Raw genomic sequence first — 16,722 nt, 5'->3', positions numbered from 1 at the left:
ATGCCAAGCTTGAGACAAGTCAAACATAATTTCCGTTTGGAACTATAATATTTGTCCGATGAGTTCGCATGGCGAATTCGTATCGACAATGCATAGAGAGAAGCGGAATACAGTGTCAGTAGAGCAAAGGCAGGGCGCACGCAAGATTTTGCGTGCCAAGGCAATGTTGGTCATCGATGGCGCGGGTCCCGTGGCGGCGCGCACCCTCGACGTGGGGCCCGGCGGCATGGCGGCCGTCATCGCGGAGCCGGTGCCGACAGGCAAGCAGGGCAAGGTGCTGTTCGAGCTGTTTTACGATGGCGCGGCGCACATCATCGAGGCGCGCGTGTCCGTCTCGCACTGCATTTTCAGCAGTGCCGGTTTCAAGGTGGGACTCACTTTCCTGCAGCTGGACATGGCCGTCAGCAGCGCCATTTCAAGATTCATGCGCTAAGGCATGCCCGGTATCAGCGGCAAGTGACATGCGCTAGAATGGTGCATATGGGTTTGCAGTCAGGAAAAACCTGTTCTGTTCGCTGTTTTGATATTCCGGTAATACTGCATAATTATTAACCAGAAAAGGACCTTGCCGCACCACGCGCGCCTGTTGTCCGTTTCTAGCGCAGCACGGTCAAGACCTGAACCGTGTGTCATGACCTTACACCCGACGGGAACGCCTACCATGTTTAATTCGACCATCAACAGCAGGGCTTACACCAACAACACGCAGCAGACGACGCAGGGCAATATCTCGGCCGATGTGTATGCGAAGGTGGAGCGCCAGATGCAGTCGCAGAACACGGGCGTCGTCAAGCTCAACGCCAGCCTGGCGCGCGACCAGGCCAAGTTCTCGGGCCTGGGCCAGCTGCAATCGGCGCTGGCAAAATTCCAGACCGTGGCCAAGAACATGGCCGGCAGCGGCCTGGCCACGTCGGCCACGTCGAGCACCAAGGATGTGCTGAATGCCACCACTACCGACAAGGCCGCCAGCGGCAGCCATGAGCTGAACGTCAAGCAGCTGGCGCAGGGACAGACCCTGCTCAGCGGCGCGCAGAAATCGTCGAGCGCGGCGATCGGCACGGGTGCGCCCGCGCTGGTCAAGATCGAAGTGGGCACGGCCGACGGCAAGCAATTTACCCCAGGCAGCGGCAAGATCATTTCGCTGACGATAGACAGCAGCAACAATAGCCTTGACGGCATCGCCGCCGCGCTCAAGCAGCAAGGCATCGACGCCAGCGTCGTCAAGGGCCCCGATGGCTACTCGCTGGCCTTGAACGGCAAGAGCGGCGCCGACGGCAGCATGCGCATCAGCGTGGCCGGCGATGCGGCCGTCAGCAATCTGCTCAGCTATGCGCCCGGTGCCGGCAAGGGCATGCAGCAGACGGCCGCCGCGCAGGACGCGCTGCTGACCGTCGGCGGCAAGGAGATCAAGAGCGCCACGAATACCTTGACGACGGCTGTCGAGGGCGTCACCATCGAATTGAAGAAAAAGGGTACGACGGACCTCGTCATCGCCAAGGACAGCAGCCAGATCGCGACCAACGTGGCCAGCTTCGTCACGGCCTACAATGAGCTCAACAGCAAGCTGCAAAGCCTGCAGCAGGGCGATTTGAAGTCCGATACGGCGCTGGGCCAGGTGCGCTCGCAGATGGAACAAGTGCTGCGCACGGCCAGCACGGGCGTGCCCGCTTCCATCCTGAGCAGCGCCGGCGTGACTTTGGGCAAGAGCGGCGAGCTGGTGCTTGACGATAAAAAACTCAAGGCCGCCATCGCGGCCGATCCGGACGCCGTCAGCAAGCTGTTTACGAATAACGGCAAGGGCGTGGCCGACCAGTTCTCCAGCAAGATCGGCGAGCTGACGGGCGAAACGAGCATCATCCGCAAGGAAGTGCAGACGGTCGGCAAGGATATCACCACCCTGACCAACAAGAAAGCCGTGCTGGCCAAGGCGCTGACGGCCCAGGCGCAGGCGCTGGTGAAAGCGTATTCGGCGCAGGAACAGATGGGAACGAACTCGGCCTTGCCGGGTTATACCGGTAAAAATTCGCTCTTCGACTTCATGGCCTAAGGACGCACCGCTAAAGCGCCCATGGCGGCGTTGCATCGCCTTGCCGTACTAGCGTACTGTCTGCGGCGCTGCGCCTTGCCCTGAGCGCTGTATCGGCGCGCTTGTTACATGCGGTCACCCTGGGCAAAGAAGGCCGATGGCGAACTGCCGAAAGTCTTCTTGAACATGGCGGAAAAGGCCGACTGGCTGGCGTAGCCCAGTTCTTCGGCCACCTGCGACAACGGCACGCCGCGCGCGATCAGGGGCGCCGCGTGCGCCAGGCGCACTTGCTGGCGCCACTGGCCAAAACTCATGCCCAATTCCCGTTCGAACAGCCGCGCCAGGGTACGCTCCGACGCGCCGACCAGCTGCGCCCAGTGTTCCAGGGTCTGGTTCAAACCCGGTTTCTCGATCAGGCTGTCGCACAGGGTTTTCAGGCGCTTGTCGCTGGGCAAGGGGACGCGAATGGGGCGCGTGTCCGAGCGTTTCAATTCATCGAGGATCAGTTCGGCCAGCAGCGCTTCGCGCGCCGGTTCCTCGCCCGGGTCCAATTGCTCCAGCGCCATGATCAGCTGGCGCAGCAGGTTCGACACTTCCAGCACCTTGCAGTCGCGGCCCGCGAACGGCGCGCGCGCGGCATGGATGCACAGGGGGCGCAGGCGGGTTTTTTCCAGTATCGTGACGGCATGCTCCACATTGGGCGCGATCCAGATGGCGCGCATGGGCGGCAGCACCCAGCTGCTGTTGTTGGCGGTAATGCGCAGCACGCCTTCGAGCGCCATGGTCACCTGGCCCCATGGATGGCTGTGCGGCAAGAGAAATTCATCGGGTTGCAGGTCGCGCGCGACCATGGTCACGGGGATGGTCGCGCTGGGCGCTTCCCGTGGTGGACACATGCGCGTATGGTGGAGGATAGGTACACCCATCAGCTTGGCCTTAATTCGATAAATTATGTCGTTCTGTCGGAAAACAGACGATGGTATTTTGCATACACTTGAGCTTCACCAGTATAAGACAGGGTATGACATGATAACAACCAACTCGGCATCCGAACTTCCCACCTTGCGCAGCGATGCGCGCGTCATCGCCCTCGTGGGGCTGGCGCATGGCGTGTCGCACTTCTACCATCTGGTCCTTGCGGCCCTGTTCGTCTGGCTGAAACCGGCCTTCGACCTGTCGTATGCGGAGCTGGGCTTGCTGATGACGGTGTTCTTCATCATCTCGGGCGTGGGGCAGGCGCTGGCGGGCTTTGTCGTCGACCGCTTCGGCGCCCGCGCCGTGCTGTTTTCCGGCATTTTCCTGCTGGGCGTGTCGGCGCTGGCCCTGTCCACCGCGCACAGTTATGCGGCGCTGATGCTGGGCGCCATGCTGGCCGGCATGGGCAACAGCGTGTTCCACCCGGCCGATTACACGATACTCAACCAGCGCGTCTCGGCGGCCCGCGTGGCCTACGGCTTTTCCGTGCATGGCATCAGCGGCAACATCGGCTGGGCCCTGGCGCCGCTGTTCATGACGTACGTTGCCACCCATTATGACTGGCGGATCGCGCTGCAGTGCGCTGCCGCGCTGCCGTTCGGCGTGCTGCTGATCCTGTTCCTGAACCGCCACGCCATCCGTCCCGAGCCCGTGAAAAAGGCCGCGCCGGGTCAGCAAGCTGGCGGCGAAGGCACCTTGGACTTTCTGCGTCTGCCGGCCGTGTGGATGTGCTTTGCCTTCTTCTTCATTACCGCCATCGCCCTGGGCGGCATCCAGAGCTTTGCCAGCGTGGCCCTCGTCAAGCTGTATGGCATGAGCCTGGCGTTGGCCACCAGCGCCTACACGGCCTATATGCTGGCCTCGGCCGTGGGCATGCTGGCCGGCGGCGTGGTGGGCGCGCGCAGCAAGCAGCCGGACCGCAACGTGGCGATCGCCTTTTCCGCCGCCGCGCTGCTGGCCGTGCTGCTGTCCATGGCCGCCGTGCCTGCCTGGGGCGCCGTGGTGCTGATGGGCACCATCGGCCTGACGTCGGGCGTGGCGGGACCGTCGCGCGACCTGATGATACGCGCGGCGGCGCCGAAGAATGCCACCGGACGCGTGTATGGCGTCGTGTATTCGGGTCTCGACAGCGGCCTGGCCGTCGGTCCCCTGTTCTTTGGCGCGCTGATGGATGGCGACCATCCGGCCCTGCTGTTCGTGTTCATCGGCCTGTTCCAGGCGCTGGCGATTGCCACGGCCGTGGGCGTGGGCGGCAAAACACGTGCCGCGGCGTTGCAAAAGGCATAGAATCGTTGCCATCAGCCACGAAAGGAATCCCCATGACCTTTGCCACCACCGACCTGTGCGACGACTATGCGGCCATGCTCGACGATGGCACCCTGGCCGTGCTGCCGCCCGTGTACCGCGCTTTCGGCCAGCGCATGCGTTTCAGCGGCCCCGCCACCACCTTGCAAGTGTTCGAGGACAACGCGCTCGTGCGCAGCACCCTGGAAACGCCGGGCCAGGGCCACGTGCTGGTGATCGATGGCGGCGGCAGCCTGCGCCGCGCGCTGGTGGGCGGCCAGCTGGGCGTGCTGGCGGAAAGCAACGGCTGGGCCGGCATCGTCGTCGATGGCTGCATCCGCGACAGCGAGGAAATCAATGTCTGCCAGATCGGCGTGCGCGCACTGGCCACGCATCCGCGCAAGAGCAACAAGACGGGCGCCGGCCAGCGCGACGTGCGCGTGCAGGTCGGCGGCGTGGCCGTGCATCCGGGCGACTGGATCTACGCCGATGCGGATGGCATCCTGGTGGCGCGGCAGGAACTCGATTGAGAGGGTTGCATCAGGGGTCTTGCGCGTAGCCGTCGACCTGCACGACAAAGCGGTCGATCCGCGGCCAGGCATCGCGCGTCCTGACCAGCGTCTCGCCCGAGCCCATCAGCAGCACATAGCCGTAACCGGTGCGGCGGTCGCGCCAGGAGTGGGGTGTGCTGTCCCAGGCGCAGCAATAGCGCTTGAGCCTGGGCAAGCCATACGCGCGCCGCAGATATGCTTCCGCCTGCTGGGCATGCTTGCCGTCCACTGCGTAGCGGGCTTCGAACGGCTGGTCCTGGCGTTCCGTGTTTTGCTGGCAACCCTGATACACGAGATACGCGGGCTTCTTGCCCAGCTGGGACAGGAAGTCGCCGCAGGCCAGTTCGGCGCCCTGCGCGCCGCCAGCGCCCAGCAGGAATAGCCACGGCAGCAGTGTAGCGGGTTTAGTGACTGGCATCGGCATCTCTCCGCAACGGACACGCGGCCGCTGCCGGCCCCATACGCAGCACCAGTTCGCCGCGCAACTGCGACAACCCCGCGATGCGCGCATCGATTTCACCCAGCTTGCGCACCAGCGCAGCGCGCAGCAGTTCCGCCGTGGCGGGATCGCCGGCGGCCGCCAGCAGCGGCATGTCCGCCTCGATTTCCGCCAGCGTAAAGCCCAGCTGCTGCGCCGTGCGCAGATAGCGCAGCCAGTCGGCCGCTTCGGGCGGGTAGTCGCGGTAGCCATTTGCGCCGCGCCGCGCGCGCAGCAAGCCCCGCTTTTCATAAAAACGCAGGGTATCGCGGCTCAAGCCCGTCGCCTGCGCCATCTCGCCGATCTGCATGGTGATTTTTCTTTCATAAAATGCTTGACCATGGAGTGTACTCCAACCCTGATCATGGGCGCTTTCCATCAACAGGAGTTCCCATGTTGTCCGTTTCCGCCTTCCGCCGCGTGGTGCGCGCCAGCGCCATTTATGATGTGCTCATGACGGCCCCGTTTGCCACGCCGTGGACGTTTTTGCTGCTGCGCGAGCACTTGAACGCCGTCAACGTGAGCCTGGGCGGCCTGCCGCTGCCCGTCTTCGGACCGTTTCATCTGCTCATCAGCAGCTTGTTTGGCAGCGTGGTGATGGTCTGGTCCGTGCTGCGCATGCTGGACCCGCAGCCGCGCTTCGGCCGCTATGACGCGGCGGCCCGCTACCTGTTTTCCACCTGGATGGCGTGGGCCTTGCTGGTGACGGGCCAGCCCTTGCTGTGGCTATTCCTCGTGCCGGAACTGGCCTGGGGCCTTGCGCAAAGCTTGCCGTTGCGCCGCGCCGAAGGCGCGCGGGGAGGGTGACCGCACGAATCGCTGTTGAGATGACGATAACGAAATGCAATAATGCGTCGTGAAATATAGCAATAAACAACTCTAAGGGAATGACTATGCAGCAGGATGCCGCAGGAAAAAACATGGCGTTGCTCGATCCGGTGGTGGCGCCGCGCATCGCGGTGACGCGCCTGGTGACGGGCCTGCTGCAAGGCGTGCTGCTGTATTGGCTGTACAGCACGGCGCAAGACAAAGTGTGGCCCGCCACGGAAGCCTATCTGCTGGCGCCGCTGATGCTGATCAGCTTGCTGCTGCCCATCCTGCTGGTGTCCAGCCTCGGTCATATGTCGGTCAAGCGCATCGCGCTGTGGATGGCGGGCGCCGCCGTCGTGATGGCCGTGCTGGCCTGGCATGACGTGGCGCGCGGCGCCGAGCATGTGATCTGGGGTAACTACAAGCCTGGCGCGCCGCTGCGCGTCATTTCCGCGCAGCTGTTCGGTTTTTGCGTCGTCGGCTTCTATATCGCCCACGCGCTGGTGCTGGCCAGCGCCCAGGATGGACAGCGCATCGCCCGCTATCCGACCTACTTTGAAATCGCCTGGAAGCTCGGCATCCAGCTGCTGTTTTCCCTGCTGTTCGTGCTGGGCCTGTGGCTGGTGCTGTGGCTGGGCGGACAATTGTTCCTGCTCATCAAACTGAGTTTCCTGAAAAAACTGCTGGGCCAGGCCTGGTTCGTGATTCCCGTCATCTGCTTCGCGTTTTCATTTGCCATCCACATCACGGACGTGCGCCCGTCCATCGTGCGCGGCATCCGCACCTTGCTGCTGGTGCTGCTGTCATGGCTGATGCCGATCGCCGCCGTGCTCGTCTCCGGTTTCCTGCTGACCTTGCCCTTCATCGGCTTCGAGCGCCTGTGGGCCACGCGCCATGCGGCGTCCGTGCTGCTGGGCATGGCCGGCGTGCTGGTGGTACTGATCAATGCCGCCTTTCAGAATGGCGAAGTGGGCCATGGCGTGGCGCGCGGCATCCGCCTCGGCACGCGTCTGGCTTGTCTGCTGCTGCCGTGGGTGGTGGGCATCGCCATCTATGCGCTGACCCTGCGCGTGATGTCGCATGGCTGGACGTCCGACCGCCTGATCGCCGCCGCCTGCCTGCTGATCGCCACCTGCTACGCCGCCGGTTACGCCTGGGCGGCCAGCAAGTATGGCGACTGGCTGCACCTGATCGCCAATGTCAACGTGGCCACCGCCTTTGTTACCTTGCTGGTGCTGTTCGCGCTGTTCTCGCCGCTGGCCGACCCGGCGCGCATTTCCGTGGCCAGCCAGATGGCGCGCCTGAACAGCGGCAAGATAGGCGTGGACAAGTTCGATTTCGAATACTTGCGCTTCCAGGGCGCCCGCTATGGCCAGGCGGCCTTGCAGGAATTGACGAAACGCACGACGGGCCCCGACGCGGCCATCGTGCGGGCCCGCGCCGAGGCCATGCTCAAGCGCCAGAACCGCCTCGACGAGACGGGCGCGCTGAGCGACGTGTCGATCAACCTGACCCTGCGCCCGGCCACGGCGAAACTGCCGGAGAGTTTCCTGCGCCAGGACTGGACGCAGGTTGGCCCGGCCTGGCGTCTTCCCGCCTGTTTGAAGCGGGCTGGGCCGCAGTGCGACGCGTATCTGCTCGATTTCGACGGCGATGGCAAGCAGGACGTGCTGCTGATCAGCAATGACCCGCGTGCCTCGTCGGTGTTGCTGGCGGAAAAGGAAGACGGCAGCTGGACCGCGCGCGGGCAAATTCCCATGGATGCCCTGCGCTGCAAACCGCTGCGCGAGAAACTGCAGGCGGGCGAGTTCCAGCTGGTGCCGCCGAAAGTGCGCGAGCTGGAAATCGACGGCCAGCGCGTGCCGATGACCTTATATACGCCGGAGGACGAGGTCAGCTGCCCGGATGAGACGGCGCCGGGCCCGTAAATGGCGGAGAGAGTATCTGGCGCGGCTGACCGATGGAATCCGCAGCCAGAAGCGGGCATCTCATGGGAAGGTCATGTCCAAACCGACCATCCTGACAACGACGAAGGTGACGAGTCCCAGGACCATGAGCAATAGCATGAAGCCTGCGACCACCTTGCCGCTCGCGCGCAGCACCGCGCGATTCTGCTTCGCCTTATCCTTGTCCTTCTTGCCTTGATCGTAATGCCACTTGATGGCGAAGAACATGCCCGTGCCGAGCACGAGAGCCTTGAAGGTAACGAAGACTATAGGTGTCCAATCCATCATTTGAGTATTTCCAGTCTATTACTTGACACTATCCATCGTGAGGAGCACTACCTCAAAACGCTGCTTCAGCAGCTTCCGTTCAAACCATCCCCAGGCATCCTGTTTGACTCTTCCATTATAGCTACCCATGAAATAACAAGGGCATCGAACGCAGCGATGTGCCGAATGCGGATGCGCGAGGAGAAACGTCAGCGACTTCCATACAAGATTGGTGTTACTGCACGTTATAAGGCATACTACCTTAAAACAATCTCCATACATTGAGACAAAATGTCCCAGTTGAAAACCATACAAGATGACAATGTGACGATCTGGTTGCCGCGATTGGCCGCGCACGGGGGGCCACGTTTTTTGCAGATTGCCGATGCCTTGCAGGCGGCGGTGGCAGACGGGTCCTTGAGACCGGGTGACCGCCTGCCTCCGCAGCGCCACCTGGCAGCACAGCTGGACGTCGACCTGACGACGATCACACGCGCCTACGACGAAGCCAGACGCCGCAACTTGCTGGAGGGGCGCGGCGCTCGCGGCACGTATGTCGCGGCGCCGAAAGTCGAATTGACCGCTATCCTCGACCTCTCCATGAATACCCCGCCACCGCCCGATGGCGTGGACTTCGACGACATGCTGAAACAAGGTTTGTCTCAGGTATTGATGCGGGCAGATAATGAATTGCTGATGACTTATCACCTGGGCGGAGGAAGCGATTCCGACCGTCAGGCTGGGGCCAAATGGCTGGCACCGATGTTTGGGCATCTGGACGCTCGACAGGTCCTTGTCTGTCCCGGTGCGCAAGCGGCGATCGCCGCATTGATCCTTGCGCTGACGGAGCCTGGCGATGTCATCCTGGCAGAGCCGATGAGTTACCCCGGCGTGCGTGCCGCAGCGAGCCAATTTGGCCGGCACGTCATTGCGGTGGAAGCGGACAAGTACGGGATGCTGCCCGAGATGCTCGAGCAAGCATGCCGCCAGCACAAGCCCGGGCTGGTCTACCTCAATCCCACATTACAGAACCCGACCGCCATCACCATACCGGAACGCCGGCGCAAGGAGCTCGCCAGCATCGCGCAGCGCTGCAATGTGCGCATCGTCGAGGACGATCCCTACTGGCTTCTTGCCGAAGCCCCGCCGCCGCCTGTTGCCACGTTTGCCCCGGAACAGGTGATCTACATCTCCACCCTGTCGAAATGCCTGACACCCGGCCTGCGTGTCGCGTTCGTGCTGATACGCGACCCGATTGAGCGCGAACGTTTCCTGGTCGCGCTCAGATCCTTTGCGTTGATGGTCGCTCCTCTGACGGCCGCACTGGCCACGCAGTGGATACTCGACGGTTCGGCTGACGGATTGCTGGCAGGCGTACGCAACGAGGCGCGCCTGCGCCACCGGATGGCGCGCGATATTCTCGCGGGGCGCTACAGCGGCTTGGGTGACGGCCTGCATGTATGGATCGAGTTGCCGGCGTATTGGAACTCTTCACAGCTTGCGCGTGCAGCCGCCAGCTCCGGCATCGCGGTCACGCCGGCGGAGGCATTCGCCACCGGCAGCGACTCCGTGAATGCCATCCGGATCTCGTTGGGCAGCATCAAGGAGCGTGAACGCTTGCAGGCGGGTCTGCAACGCTTGTCTCATCTGCTTGCGCGGCGGCCCGAGTCGTTCAGCGCTGCTGTGGTTTAATTGTCCAGCAAACACGGCGCTGGTTTATTGATATTCTAGAGGAACCATTTTTTCGCCAGCGTGTCGATTTGGTATGCCGTCCACCGTTGCAGGAAGGACGCACCGGTAGCCCATTCCATTCAGTCCACCTTCAACCAGGGAAGCAAGGAAGCGCCATGCACAAACAGATCATTCTCAACCTGCCCGTGAAGGACCTGGACAAATCCAAGGCCTTCTTTTCCGCCCTCGGCTTCACCTTCAATTCCCGCTTCAGCGGCGAGAATGCGGCGTTCATGAATATCGTCGAGGGCAACATCGAGGCCATGCTGACGACCGAGCCGTTCTTCCAGTCACTGATCGGCAAACCCGTCGCGAATGCGAAGGAGGCCAACGAAGTCGTCATTTGCCTCAGTTGCGAAAGCCGGGAAGAGGTGGATGGCCTGATCGCCAAGGCCCAGGCCGCCGGTGGCCGCATACCGCATCCGCCCGAAGACCATGGCTTCATGTACGACCAGGGCTTCGAGGATATCGATGGCCACCTGTGGAACCTGGTCTGGACGGCGCCGGAAGCCTGACGCGCTGGGCAAGCGGAACAGGCCGTATCAGTTCTTCGTGCGCACCTGGCGCACGTGGTTTTCCAGTTCGCTGAACGACGGGCGTTCCGTGGCGGAAATGACCTTGCGGCCGAATTCCACGGCCAGCGCGGGGGCATAGCCGTTCAGGCTGGCCAGTAACGTCACTTTCACGCACTGGTACATCTTCGCCGTTTCATGGTGCTTGCGGCGCAGCAAGCTGGCCAGCGGCGCGATGAAACCGTAAGCCAGCAGGATGCCGATGAAGGTGCCGACGAGCGCCTGCGCGATCAGCACGCCCAGCTCGGCCGGCGGCAAGCCGACGGAAGCCATCGTGTGCACGACGCCCATCACGGCGGCCACGATGCCGAAGGCGGGCATGGCGTCGGCCAGCTGCGAAATCGTCTGGATCGGCATTTCCGCATCTTCATGGTGCGTCTCGATTTCGTTATCCATCAGGTTTTCGATCTGGTAAGCATCCATATTGCCCGACACCATCAGGCGCAGATAATCGGTGATGAATTCCAGGATGTGCTCGTCGCCGAGCGTGTACGGGTATTTCACGAAGATGGGGCTGCGGTACGGGTCGTCGATATCGTCCTCGACCGACATCAAGCCTTCCTTGCGGATCTTGCTGAGGATTTCATACATCAGCCCCATCAGTTCCATGTAGCGCGCCTTCGTGTATTGCGAGCCGTGGAGCAGGGTGGGCAGGGCGGCGAACGTGGCGCGGATGGCCTTGGCGTCATTGCCGACAAAGAAGGTGCCCAGCGCGGCGCCGCCGATCATCAGCAGTTCCAGCGGCTGGAACAGGGCGCCCAGGTGCCCGCCCTGCATGGCGAAACCGCCGAAGACGGAAAACAGCACGACGAGAAATCCGAGTATGACTAGCAAAACCTACTCCTTCATATTATTGCCATATCGCAATATTGTAGTGTAACCCTATTTTCCCGTATTGGCCGAGTCCGGCTGCAATTGCTCGATGAGAAAATTGATAAAAGCGCGCACTTTGGCGGGCAGCTGGTGGCGGCTCGGATAATAGGCGTACAGGTCGGCCGGCGCCAGCGCGTACTCTTCCAGCACCACGCGCAGGCGGCCGCTGTCGAGGTAGCGGGCCAGGTCCCATTCCGAGCGCAGCAGGATGCCGTGGCCGTCCAGGGCCCAGCCCAGCACCACGTCGCCATCGTTGCTGGCCACCGTGCCGCGCACTTTCACCGTGTGGGTGGCGCGGCCACGGCTCAAGCGCCAGATGCCGTAGGCGTCGTCATTCTGCCGGTGCACGATGCAGCGGTGCCGCGCCAGGTCGTCGGGGGTCTGCGGCGTGCCGCGCGCCTGCAGGTAGGCGGGCGAAGCGCACAGGAAGCGCCGGTTCGACATGATGCGCCGCGCCGACAGACGCGTGTCGGGCAAGTCGCCGAAGCGGATGCCCAGGTCGTACGCCTGCTCGACCAGGTTGATGGGACTGTCCGTCAGTTGCAGCTGCACTTCCAGCTGCGGGTGGCGCAGGGCGAATTGCGACAGCAGGGGCGCGATCACCGTGCGGCCGAAACCCAGGGTGGCGTTCACGCGCAACAAGCCTTTCGGTTCCGCGCTGCCGCTGGCCAGGGATTCCTCCATGGCGCGGATATCGTCGAGGATGTGCCGCGCCTGTTGCAGATAGCTTTCGCCATCGCCCGTCAGGCTGATGCGCCGCGTGCTGCGGTTCAGCAGGCGCACGCCCAGGCGCTGCTCCATCAGTTGCAGGCGCTTGCTGACGGCGGGCGGCGTGATGCCCAGCTCGCGCGCCGTGGCCGACAGGCTGCCCAGCTTGGCCAGCAGCACAAAGAAGGCCATTTCCGTCGTGGCGTCGCTTTTCATTATTAACTTCAATTGAAGAATGGTTTAAATTGATATTGATTATACGACTCTCTATCGCGGTTAAGCTGGCCTCATTGTTTTCATTCACAGGAGACCCGCATGAAAATCGTTGAAATCCGCGAAAAGACCATCCCCATCTCTTCCCCCATCCGCAACGCCTATATCGATTTCAGCAAGATGACCCTGAGCCTGGTGGCCGTCGTCACGGACGTACTCCGCGACGGCAAGCCCGTCGTCGGCTATGGCTTCAATTCGAATGGCCGTTACGGCCAGGGCATGCTGATGCGCGAGCGTTTCATCCCCCGCATCCTCGACGCGGACCCCGCTTCGCTCGTCACGGATGACGGCGGCAACCTCAATCCGCACAAGGTGTGGGATTGCATGTACACCAATGAAAAGCCGGGCGGCCATGGCGAGCGTTCGGTGGCCATCGGCACCATCGACATGGCCATCTGGGACGCCGTGGCGAAGATCGAGAACAAGCCTTTGTTCCAGCTGCTGGCCGAGCGCCACGGCACGGGCGTGCCCGATAAAAAAGTCTTCGTGTATGCGGCCGGCGGCTACTACTATCCGGGCCAGAGCCTGTCGGCCCTGCAGGACGAGATGCGCAGCTATATCGACCGCGGCTACACGGTGGTCAAGAAGAAGATCGGCGGCGCGTCGCTCGATGACGACTTGCGCCGCATCGACGCCGTCATGGAGGTGCTGCAGGATGGGCAAAAGCTGTGCGTGGATGCGAACGGCCGCTTCGACCTCGATACGTCGATCGCCTACGCCAAGGCGCTGCGCCAGTACGATCTGTTCTGGTATGAAGAGGCGGGCGACCCGCTCGACTTCGAGCTGCAGGCCACCCTGCGCAGCTACTACGACAAGCCGATGGCGACGGGCGAAAACCTGTTTTCCATGCAGGATGCGCGCAACCTGATCCGCTACGGCGGCATGCGCGCCGACCGCGACTGGCTGCAATTTGACTGCGCCCTCAGCTACGGCCTGGTGGAATACCTGCGCACCATGGACATGCTGCACCAGCACGGCTGGTCGCGCAGCCGCTGCATCCCGCACGGCGGCCATCAGATGTCCTTGAATATCGCGGCCGGCCTGGGCCTGGGCGGCAATGAATCGTATCCCGATTTATTCCAGCCCTTCGGCGGTTTTCCCGATGGCGTCAAGGTCGAAAACGGCCACATCACCATGCCGGACCTCGTCGGCATCGGCTTCGAGGGCAAGGCGAATCTGTATGCGGAAATGCGCGCGCTGAGCGGGCAATAGCGTTATGCGCCGCGCTGCCAGAAGCGCAGCCGGTTGCCGAACGGGTCCGCCACTTCCAGGATGCGGCCCCAGTCCTCGTCGCGGATGCCGGGCCGCGCGTACGGGTAATCCCTGGCCTGCAGTTCCGCGTGCAGGGCGGCGACGTCGTCGACGGGGATCAGCAGCGCCGCGCCCGGCGTAGCGTCGCCGTGGTGTTCGGACAGGTGCAGCACCAGGTCGCCGCGCGTCACCTGCAGGTACAGCGGCGCCGTGGGCGCGAAGCGGTGTTCCCAGTCCAGGGTAAAGCCGAGGAAATCGAGATAGAATTCGCGCGCTTTGGCTTCGGAAAAACTGCGCAGGATGGGGATGGGGGCATGCATGGCGGCGCTTTCAGCAAAGTGGCATTGCCGGTATTCTAGCTGTGCTGCGATGGATGTGGCCGAATGCCATGGCAGTGAGCCTACTTCGATTCCTTTGCCGGGCCGGCGCCAACGACGATGGGATGGCACGTCCGAAATACTTGCACATCTGCACTTGCCACTATAATCACGGCATGACTTTCTTATCACTGCGTGCCCGCTCCGTGCTGGCCACCCTCGGCAAAATGGCCGTTTCTCTGATTATCCTGTTGACTGCATTGTGGGGCGCGCTGGCGCTGTGGTACCAGTTGTCCGGCGGCACGGCGGCGCAAGCCATCGGCGCGCTGCTGTGGGCTGCGCTGGGCGTGGCCAGCATCGCGCTGTGGTGGACGCGCGGCGACGCGCGCGTGTTGCTGCCGTATGCGGCCGGGTTGATCCTGCTGCTCGTGTGGTGGAGCCTGATCGCGCCGAAGCAGCAGCGCGTGTGGGCCGACGACGTGGCGCGCAATGTCACGGGCACGGTCAAGGGTAATCTCGTCACCTTGGACAATGTGCGCAATTTCGACTGGCGCAGCGATGACGACTACACGATCAAGTGGGAGCGGCGCAGCTACGACCTCGACGAACTGCGCACGGTGGATACGGCGCTGTCGTACTGGACGGGACCTTACATTGCGCATACCTTGATTTCCTTCGGCTTTGCCGATGGGCGCTTTTTGACGTTTTCCATCGAGATCCGCAAGGAGAAGGGCGAGAGCTTTTCCGCCATCGGCGGCTTTTTCAAGCATTTCGAGATGAGCCTGATCGCCGCCGACGAGCGCGACATCCTGCGCGTGCGCACGAATGCGCGGGGCGAGGACATGCATCTGTACCGCGTCATGATGCCCAAGGCGGCCATGCGCTCGCTGTTCCTCGCCTACCTGGACGAGGCGCAGGCGCTGAAGAACCAGCCGCGGTTCTACAACACGCTGACGGCCAACTGCACCACCATCGTCTTCGAGATGGTGCGCCGCATCGTGCCGGGCCTGCCGCTCGACTACCGGCTGATGGCCTCGGGCTACCTGGACCGCTATCTGTTCGACGTGCAGGGCCTGGTGCCCGGCCAGACCTTCCAGCAGCTGCGTGATGGGGGCCACGTCACGGCGCGCGCGCGGGCGGCCAACGAGGATGCGGATTTTTCGCACGCGATCCGCCGCGGCATGCCGGGCTATGACGAAGCGGGCTTTCCGAAGCTGCAAATGCCACGCCAGTAGCTGTCTGCCTTATACTGTCGCCATATCCGACCGGCCGCCTTTCGCGGCCGGTCTCACTTTACGAATAAAGAAGGCCCGCTATGCCATTTTCCTCACTGGGTCTGATTCCCGCCCTGGTCCGCGCCGTTGACAAAGCCGGCTATGCCGCGCCGACGGCCATCCAGGCGGCCGCCATTCCCGCCATCCTGCGCGGCAGCGACGTGCTGGGCGCGGCCCAGACGGGTTCCGGCAAGACGGCCGCCTATGCGCTGCCGCTGCTGCAGGCGCTGATGTCGCCCGTTTCCGGCCCGCGCCAGGTGCGCGCGCTGATCCTCGTGCCCACGCGCGAGCTGGCGGCGCAGGTGGGGCAGACGGTGCACGCGCTGGCCAAGCCGTTGCCGATCAAATTGAAGATTTCCGTGCTGTTCGGCGGCGTGTCGATCAATCCGCAGATGATGGATTTGCGCGGCGGCGCCGATATTGTCGTTGCCACGCCGGGCCGTTTGCTGGACCTGGTGCGCCAGAACGCCGTGAAGCTGGGCGGCGTGTCGCTGTTCGTGCTCGACGAGGCCGACCGCCTGCTCGACATGGGTTTCAGCGAGGAGATCAACGCCATCCTGGCGCTGCTGCCCAAGCAGCGGCAAAACCTGTTCTTTTCCGCCACCTTCCCCGACAGCGTGCAGACGCTGGCCGACAGCCTGCTCAAGGAGCCCGTGCGCATCGAGGTGGCGTCTGAACCGCAGGACAAGCCCGACATCGTGCAGCGCGCCATCACGGTCGACGTGCCGCGCCGCACGCAGCTGCTGCGCTACCTGATCCTGCAGCAGCAGTGGGAGCGCGTGCTGGTGTTCGTGGCCACCAAGTACGCGGCCGAACACGTGGCCGACAAGCTGCAGCGCGCGGGCCTGCACGTGGGCGCCTTCCATGGCGAATTCAGCCAGGGCACGCGCAGCCAGCTGCTGGCCGACTTCAAGGCGTGCCGCTTGCAGGTGCTGGTGGCCACCGACGTGGCGGCGCGCGGCATCGACATCGCCGGCTTGCCGGCCGTCGTCAACTATGACTTGCCCCGTTCGGCCGTCGACTACACGCACCGCATCGGCCGCACGGGCCGCGCCGGCGAAAGCGGCACGGCCATCAGTTTCGTGACGGCCGACACGGAAGCGCATTTCCGCCTGATCGAAAACCGCAACGACTTGCGCATCGTGCGCGAAGTGGTGGCCGGTTTCGAGCCGACGGAATTGCCCGCGCCCGTGAACCCCGTCACGGACACGGTGAATGGCGGCGTGAAGGGCGCGCGCAAGAGCAAGAAGGACAAATTGCGCGAAGCGGCTGCCAAGGCGGCCGAGGGCAATTAAAGGCTATGTCACCGTCAGATGTGGGAATGCGCCCAGCGTTGCTTTCAATAACGTTTCCGGTGAACGGATGCGCCCGGCGTCGAGTATCCAG

Annotated in this window: 18 protein-coding genes; 11 read left to right on the top strand and 7 right to left on the bottom strand. The window is 63.1% G+C overall.

Annotated features, from left to right (window positions below):
- Window positions 1-58: 58 nt before the first annotated feature.
- Window positions 59-433: a PilZ domain-containing protein gene (locus IGS55_RS15815; protein ID WP_329958189.1), complete on the top strand. Its 375-nt coding sequence runs from the start codon at window positions 59-61 to the stop codon at window positions 431-433.
- A 228-nt stretch (window positions 434-661) separates the two neighbouring features.
- Window positions 662-2,047 (top strand): flagellar filament capping protein FliD, encoded by a 1,386-nt coding sequence (gene fliD / locus IGS55_RS15810; protein ID WP_230518041.1) that lies wholly within the window; start codon window positions 662-664, stop codon window positions 2,045-2,047.
- 104 nt (window positions 2,048-2,151) lie between these two features.
- Here fliD and IGS55_RS15805 read toward each other — a convergent pair whose 3' ends face one another.
- Window positions 2,152-2,952: an AraC family transcriptional regulator gene (locus tag IGS55_RS15805; protein ID WP_230518042.1), complete on the bottom strand. Its 801-nt coding sequence runs from the start codon at window positions 2,950-2,952 to the stop codon at window positions 2,152-2,154.
- 100 nt (window positions 2,953-3,052) lie between these two features.
- Between IGS55_RS15805 and IGS55_RS15800 the strand changes: the two genes are divergently transcribed.
- The gene (locus IGS55_RS15800; protein ID WP_230518043.1) at window positions 3,053-4,288 is read left to right on the top strand and encodes an MFS transporter; all 1,236 of its coding nucleotides are present in this window, start codon (window positions 3,053-3,055) and stop codon (window positions 4,286-4,288) included.
- Window positions 4,289-4,320: 32 nt separating this feature from the next.
- The gene (gene rraA / locus IGS55_RS15795; RefSeq protein WP_230518044.1) at window positions 4,321-4,815 is read left to right on the top strand and encodes a ribonuclease E activity regulator RraA; all 495 of its coding nucleotides are present in this window, start codon (window positions 4,321-4,323) and stop codon (window positions 4,813-4,815) included.
- A 10-nt stretch (window positions 4,816-4,825) separates the two neighbouring features.
- Here the strand turns inward: rraA and IGS55_RS15790 are convergent, their stop codons facing one another.
- Window positions 4,826-5,254, bottom strand: a complete 429-nt coding sequence (locus tag IGS55_RS15790; protein WP_230518045.1) for a DUF4952 domain-containing protein — start codon at window positions 5,252-5,254, stop codon at window positions 4,826-4,828.
- The gene (locus IGS55_RS15785; protein ID WP_230518046.1) at window positions 5,241-5,624 is read right to left on the bottom strand and encodes a MerR family transcriptional regulator; all 384 of its coding nucleotides are present in this window, start codon (window positions 5,622-5,624) and stop codon (window positions 5,241-5,243) included. Before IGS55_RS15785 ends, IGS55_RS15790 begins: the two co-directional genes overlap by 14 nt.
- An 83-nt stretch (window positions 5,625-5,707) precedes the next feature.
- Between IGS55_RS15785 and IGS55_RS15780 the strand changes: the two genes are divergently transcribed.
- Both IGS55_RS15780 and IGS55_RS15775 read left to right on the top strand, forming a co-directional pair.
- Window positions 5,708-6,121: a hypothetical protein gene (locus IGS55_RS15780; protein WP_230518047.1), complete on the top strand. Its 414-nt coding sequence runs from the start codon at window positions 5,708-5,710 to the stop codon at window positions 6,119-6,121.
- 113 nt (window positions 6,122-6,234) lie between these two features.
- Window positions 6,235-8,052 carry a DUF4153 domain-containing protein gene (locus IGS55_RS15775; RefSeq protein WP_139089853.1) on the top strand — a complete coding sequence of 606 codons (1,818 nt, stop codon included), beginning with the start codon at window positions 6,235-6,237 and terminating at the stop codon, window positions 8,050-8,052.
- A 60-nt stretch (window positions 8,053-8,112) separates the two neighbouring features.
- Here IGS55_RS15775 and IGS55_RS15770 read toward each other — a convergent pair whose 3' ends face one another.
- Window positions 8,113-8,358, bottom strand: a complete 246-nt coding sequence (locus IGS55_RS15770; RefSeq protein ID WP_128142543.1) for a hypothetical protein — start codon at window positions 8,356-8,358, stop codon at window positions 8,113-8,115.
- 270 nt (window positions 8,359-8,628) lie between these two features.
- Here IGS55_RS15770 and IGS55_RS15765 point away from each other — a divergent pair, with 270 nt between their 5' ends.
- Window positions 8,629-10,029, top strand: coding sequence for an aminotransferase-like domain-containing protein (locus IGS55_RS15765; protein ID WP_230518048.1), 1,401 nt, complete (start codon window positions 8,629-8,631; stop codon window positions 10,027-10,029).
- A gap of 155 nt (window positions 10,030-10,184) precedes the next feature.
- Window positions 10,185-10,583, top strand: coding sequence for a VOC family protein (locus tag IGS55_RS15760; RefSeq protein WP_230518049.1), 399 nt, complete (start codon window positions 10,185-10,187; stop codon window positions 10,581-10,583).
- Window positions 10,584-10,610: 27 nt separating this feature from the next.
- Here the strand turns inward: IGS55_RS15760 and motA are convergent, their stop codons facing one another.
- Window positions 10,611-11,474: a flagellar motor stator protein MotA gene (gene motA, locus IGS55_RS15755; protein WP_230518050.1), complete on the bottom strand. Its 864-nt coding sequence runs from the start codon at window positions 11,472-11,474 to the stop codon at window positions 10,611-10,613.
- A 48-nt stretch (window positions 11,475-11,522) separates the two neighbouring features.
- Entirely contained in the window at window positions 11,523-12,437 is a 915-nt protein-coding gene (locus IGS55_RS15750; protein WP_230518051.1) for a LysR family transcriptional regulator, read from the bottom strand.
- 99 nt (window positions 12,438-12,536) lie between these two features.
- Between IGS55_RS15750 and IGS55_RS15745 the strand changes: the two genes are divergently transcribed.
- A complete protein-coding gene (locus tag IGS55_RS15745) occupies window positions 12,537-13,706 on the top strand; it encodes a mandelate racemase/muconate lactonizing enzyme family protein (protein WP_230518052.1) in 1,170 nt (389 codons plus the stop codon).
- A gap of 2 nt (window positions 13,707-13,708) precedes the next feature.
- Here the strand turns inward: IGS55_RS15745 and IGS55_RS15740 are convergent, their stop codons facing one another.
- Entirely contained in the window at window positions 13,709-14,065 is a 357-nt protein-coding gene (locus tag IGS55_RS15740) for a glyoxalase superfamily protein (protein WP_230518053.1), read from the bottom strand.
- Window positions 14,066-14,238: 173 nt separating this feature from the next.
- Here IGS55_RS15740 and IGS55_RS15735 point away from each other — a divergent pair, with 173 nt between their 5' ends.
- Together IGS55_RS15735 and IGS55_RS15730 are read left to right on the top strand one after the other, a co-directional pair.
- Entirely contained in the window at window positions 14,239-15,297 is a 1,059-nt protein-coding gene (locus tag IGS55_RS15735) for an Lnb N-terminal periplasmic domain-containing protein (protein ID WP_230518054.1), read from the top strand.
- Window positions 15,298-15,377: 80 nt separating this feature from the next.
- A complete protein-coding gene (locus tag IGS55_RS15730; protein ID WP_230518055.1) occupies window positions 15,378-16,631 on the top strand; it encodes a DEAD/DEAH box helicase in 1,254 nt (417 codons plus the stop codon).
- The last annotated feature ends 91 nt before the right edge of the window (window positions 16,632-16,722 follow it).

The sequence above is a fragment of the Janthinobacterium sp. EB271-G4-3-2 genome, assembly GCF_020858035.1.
GTDB lineage: Bacteria > Pseudomonadota > Gammaproteobacteria > Burkholderiales > Burkholderiaceae_D > Janthinobacterium > Janthinobacterium aestuarii.
The sequence above is the reverse complement of the archived record's forward strand: the minus strand, read 5'-3'. Positions and strand labels throughout refer to the sequence as shown.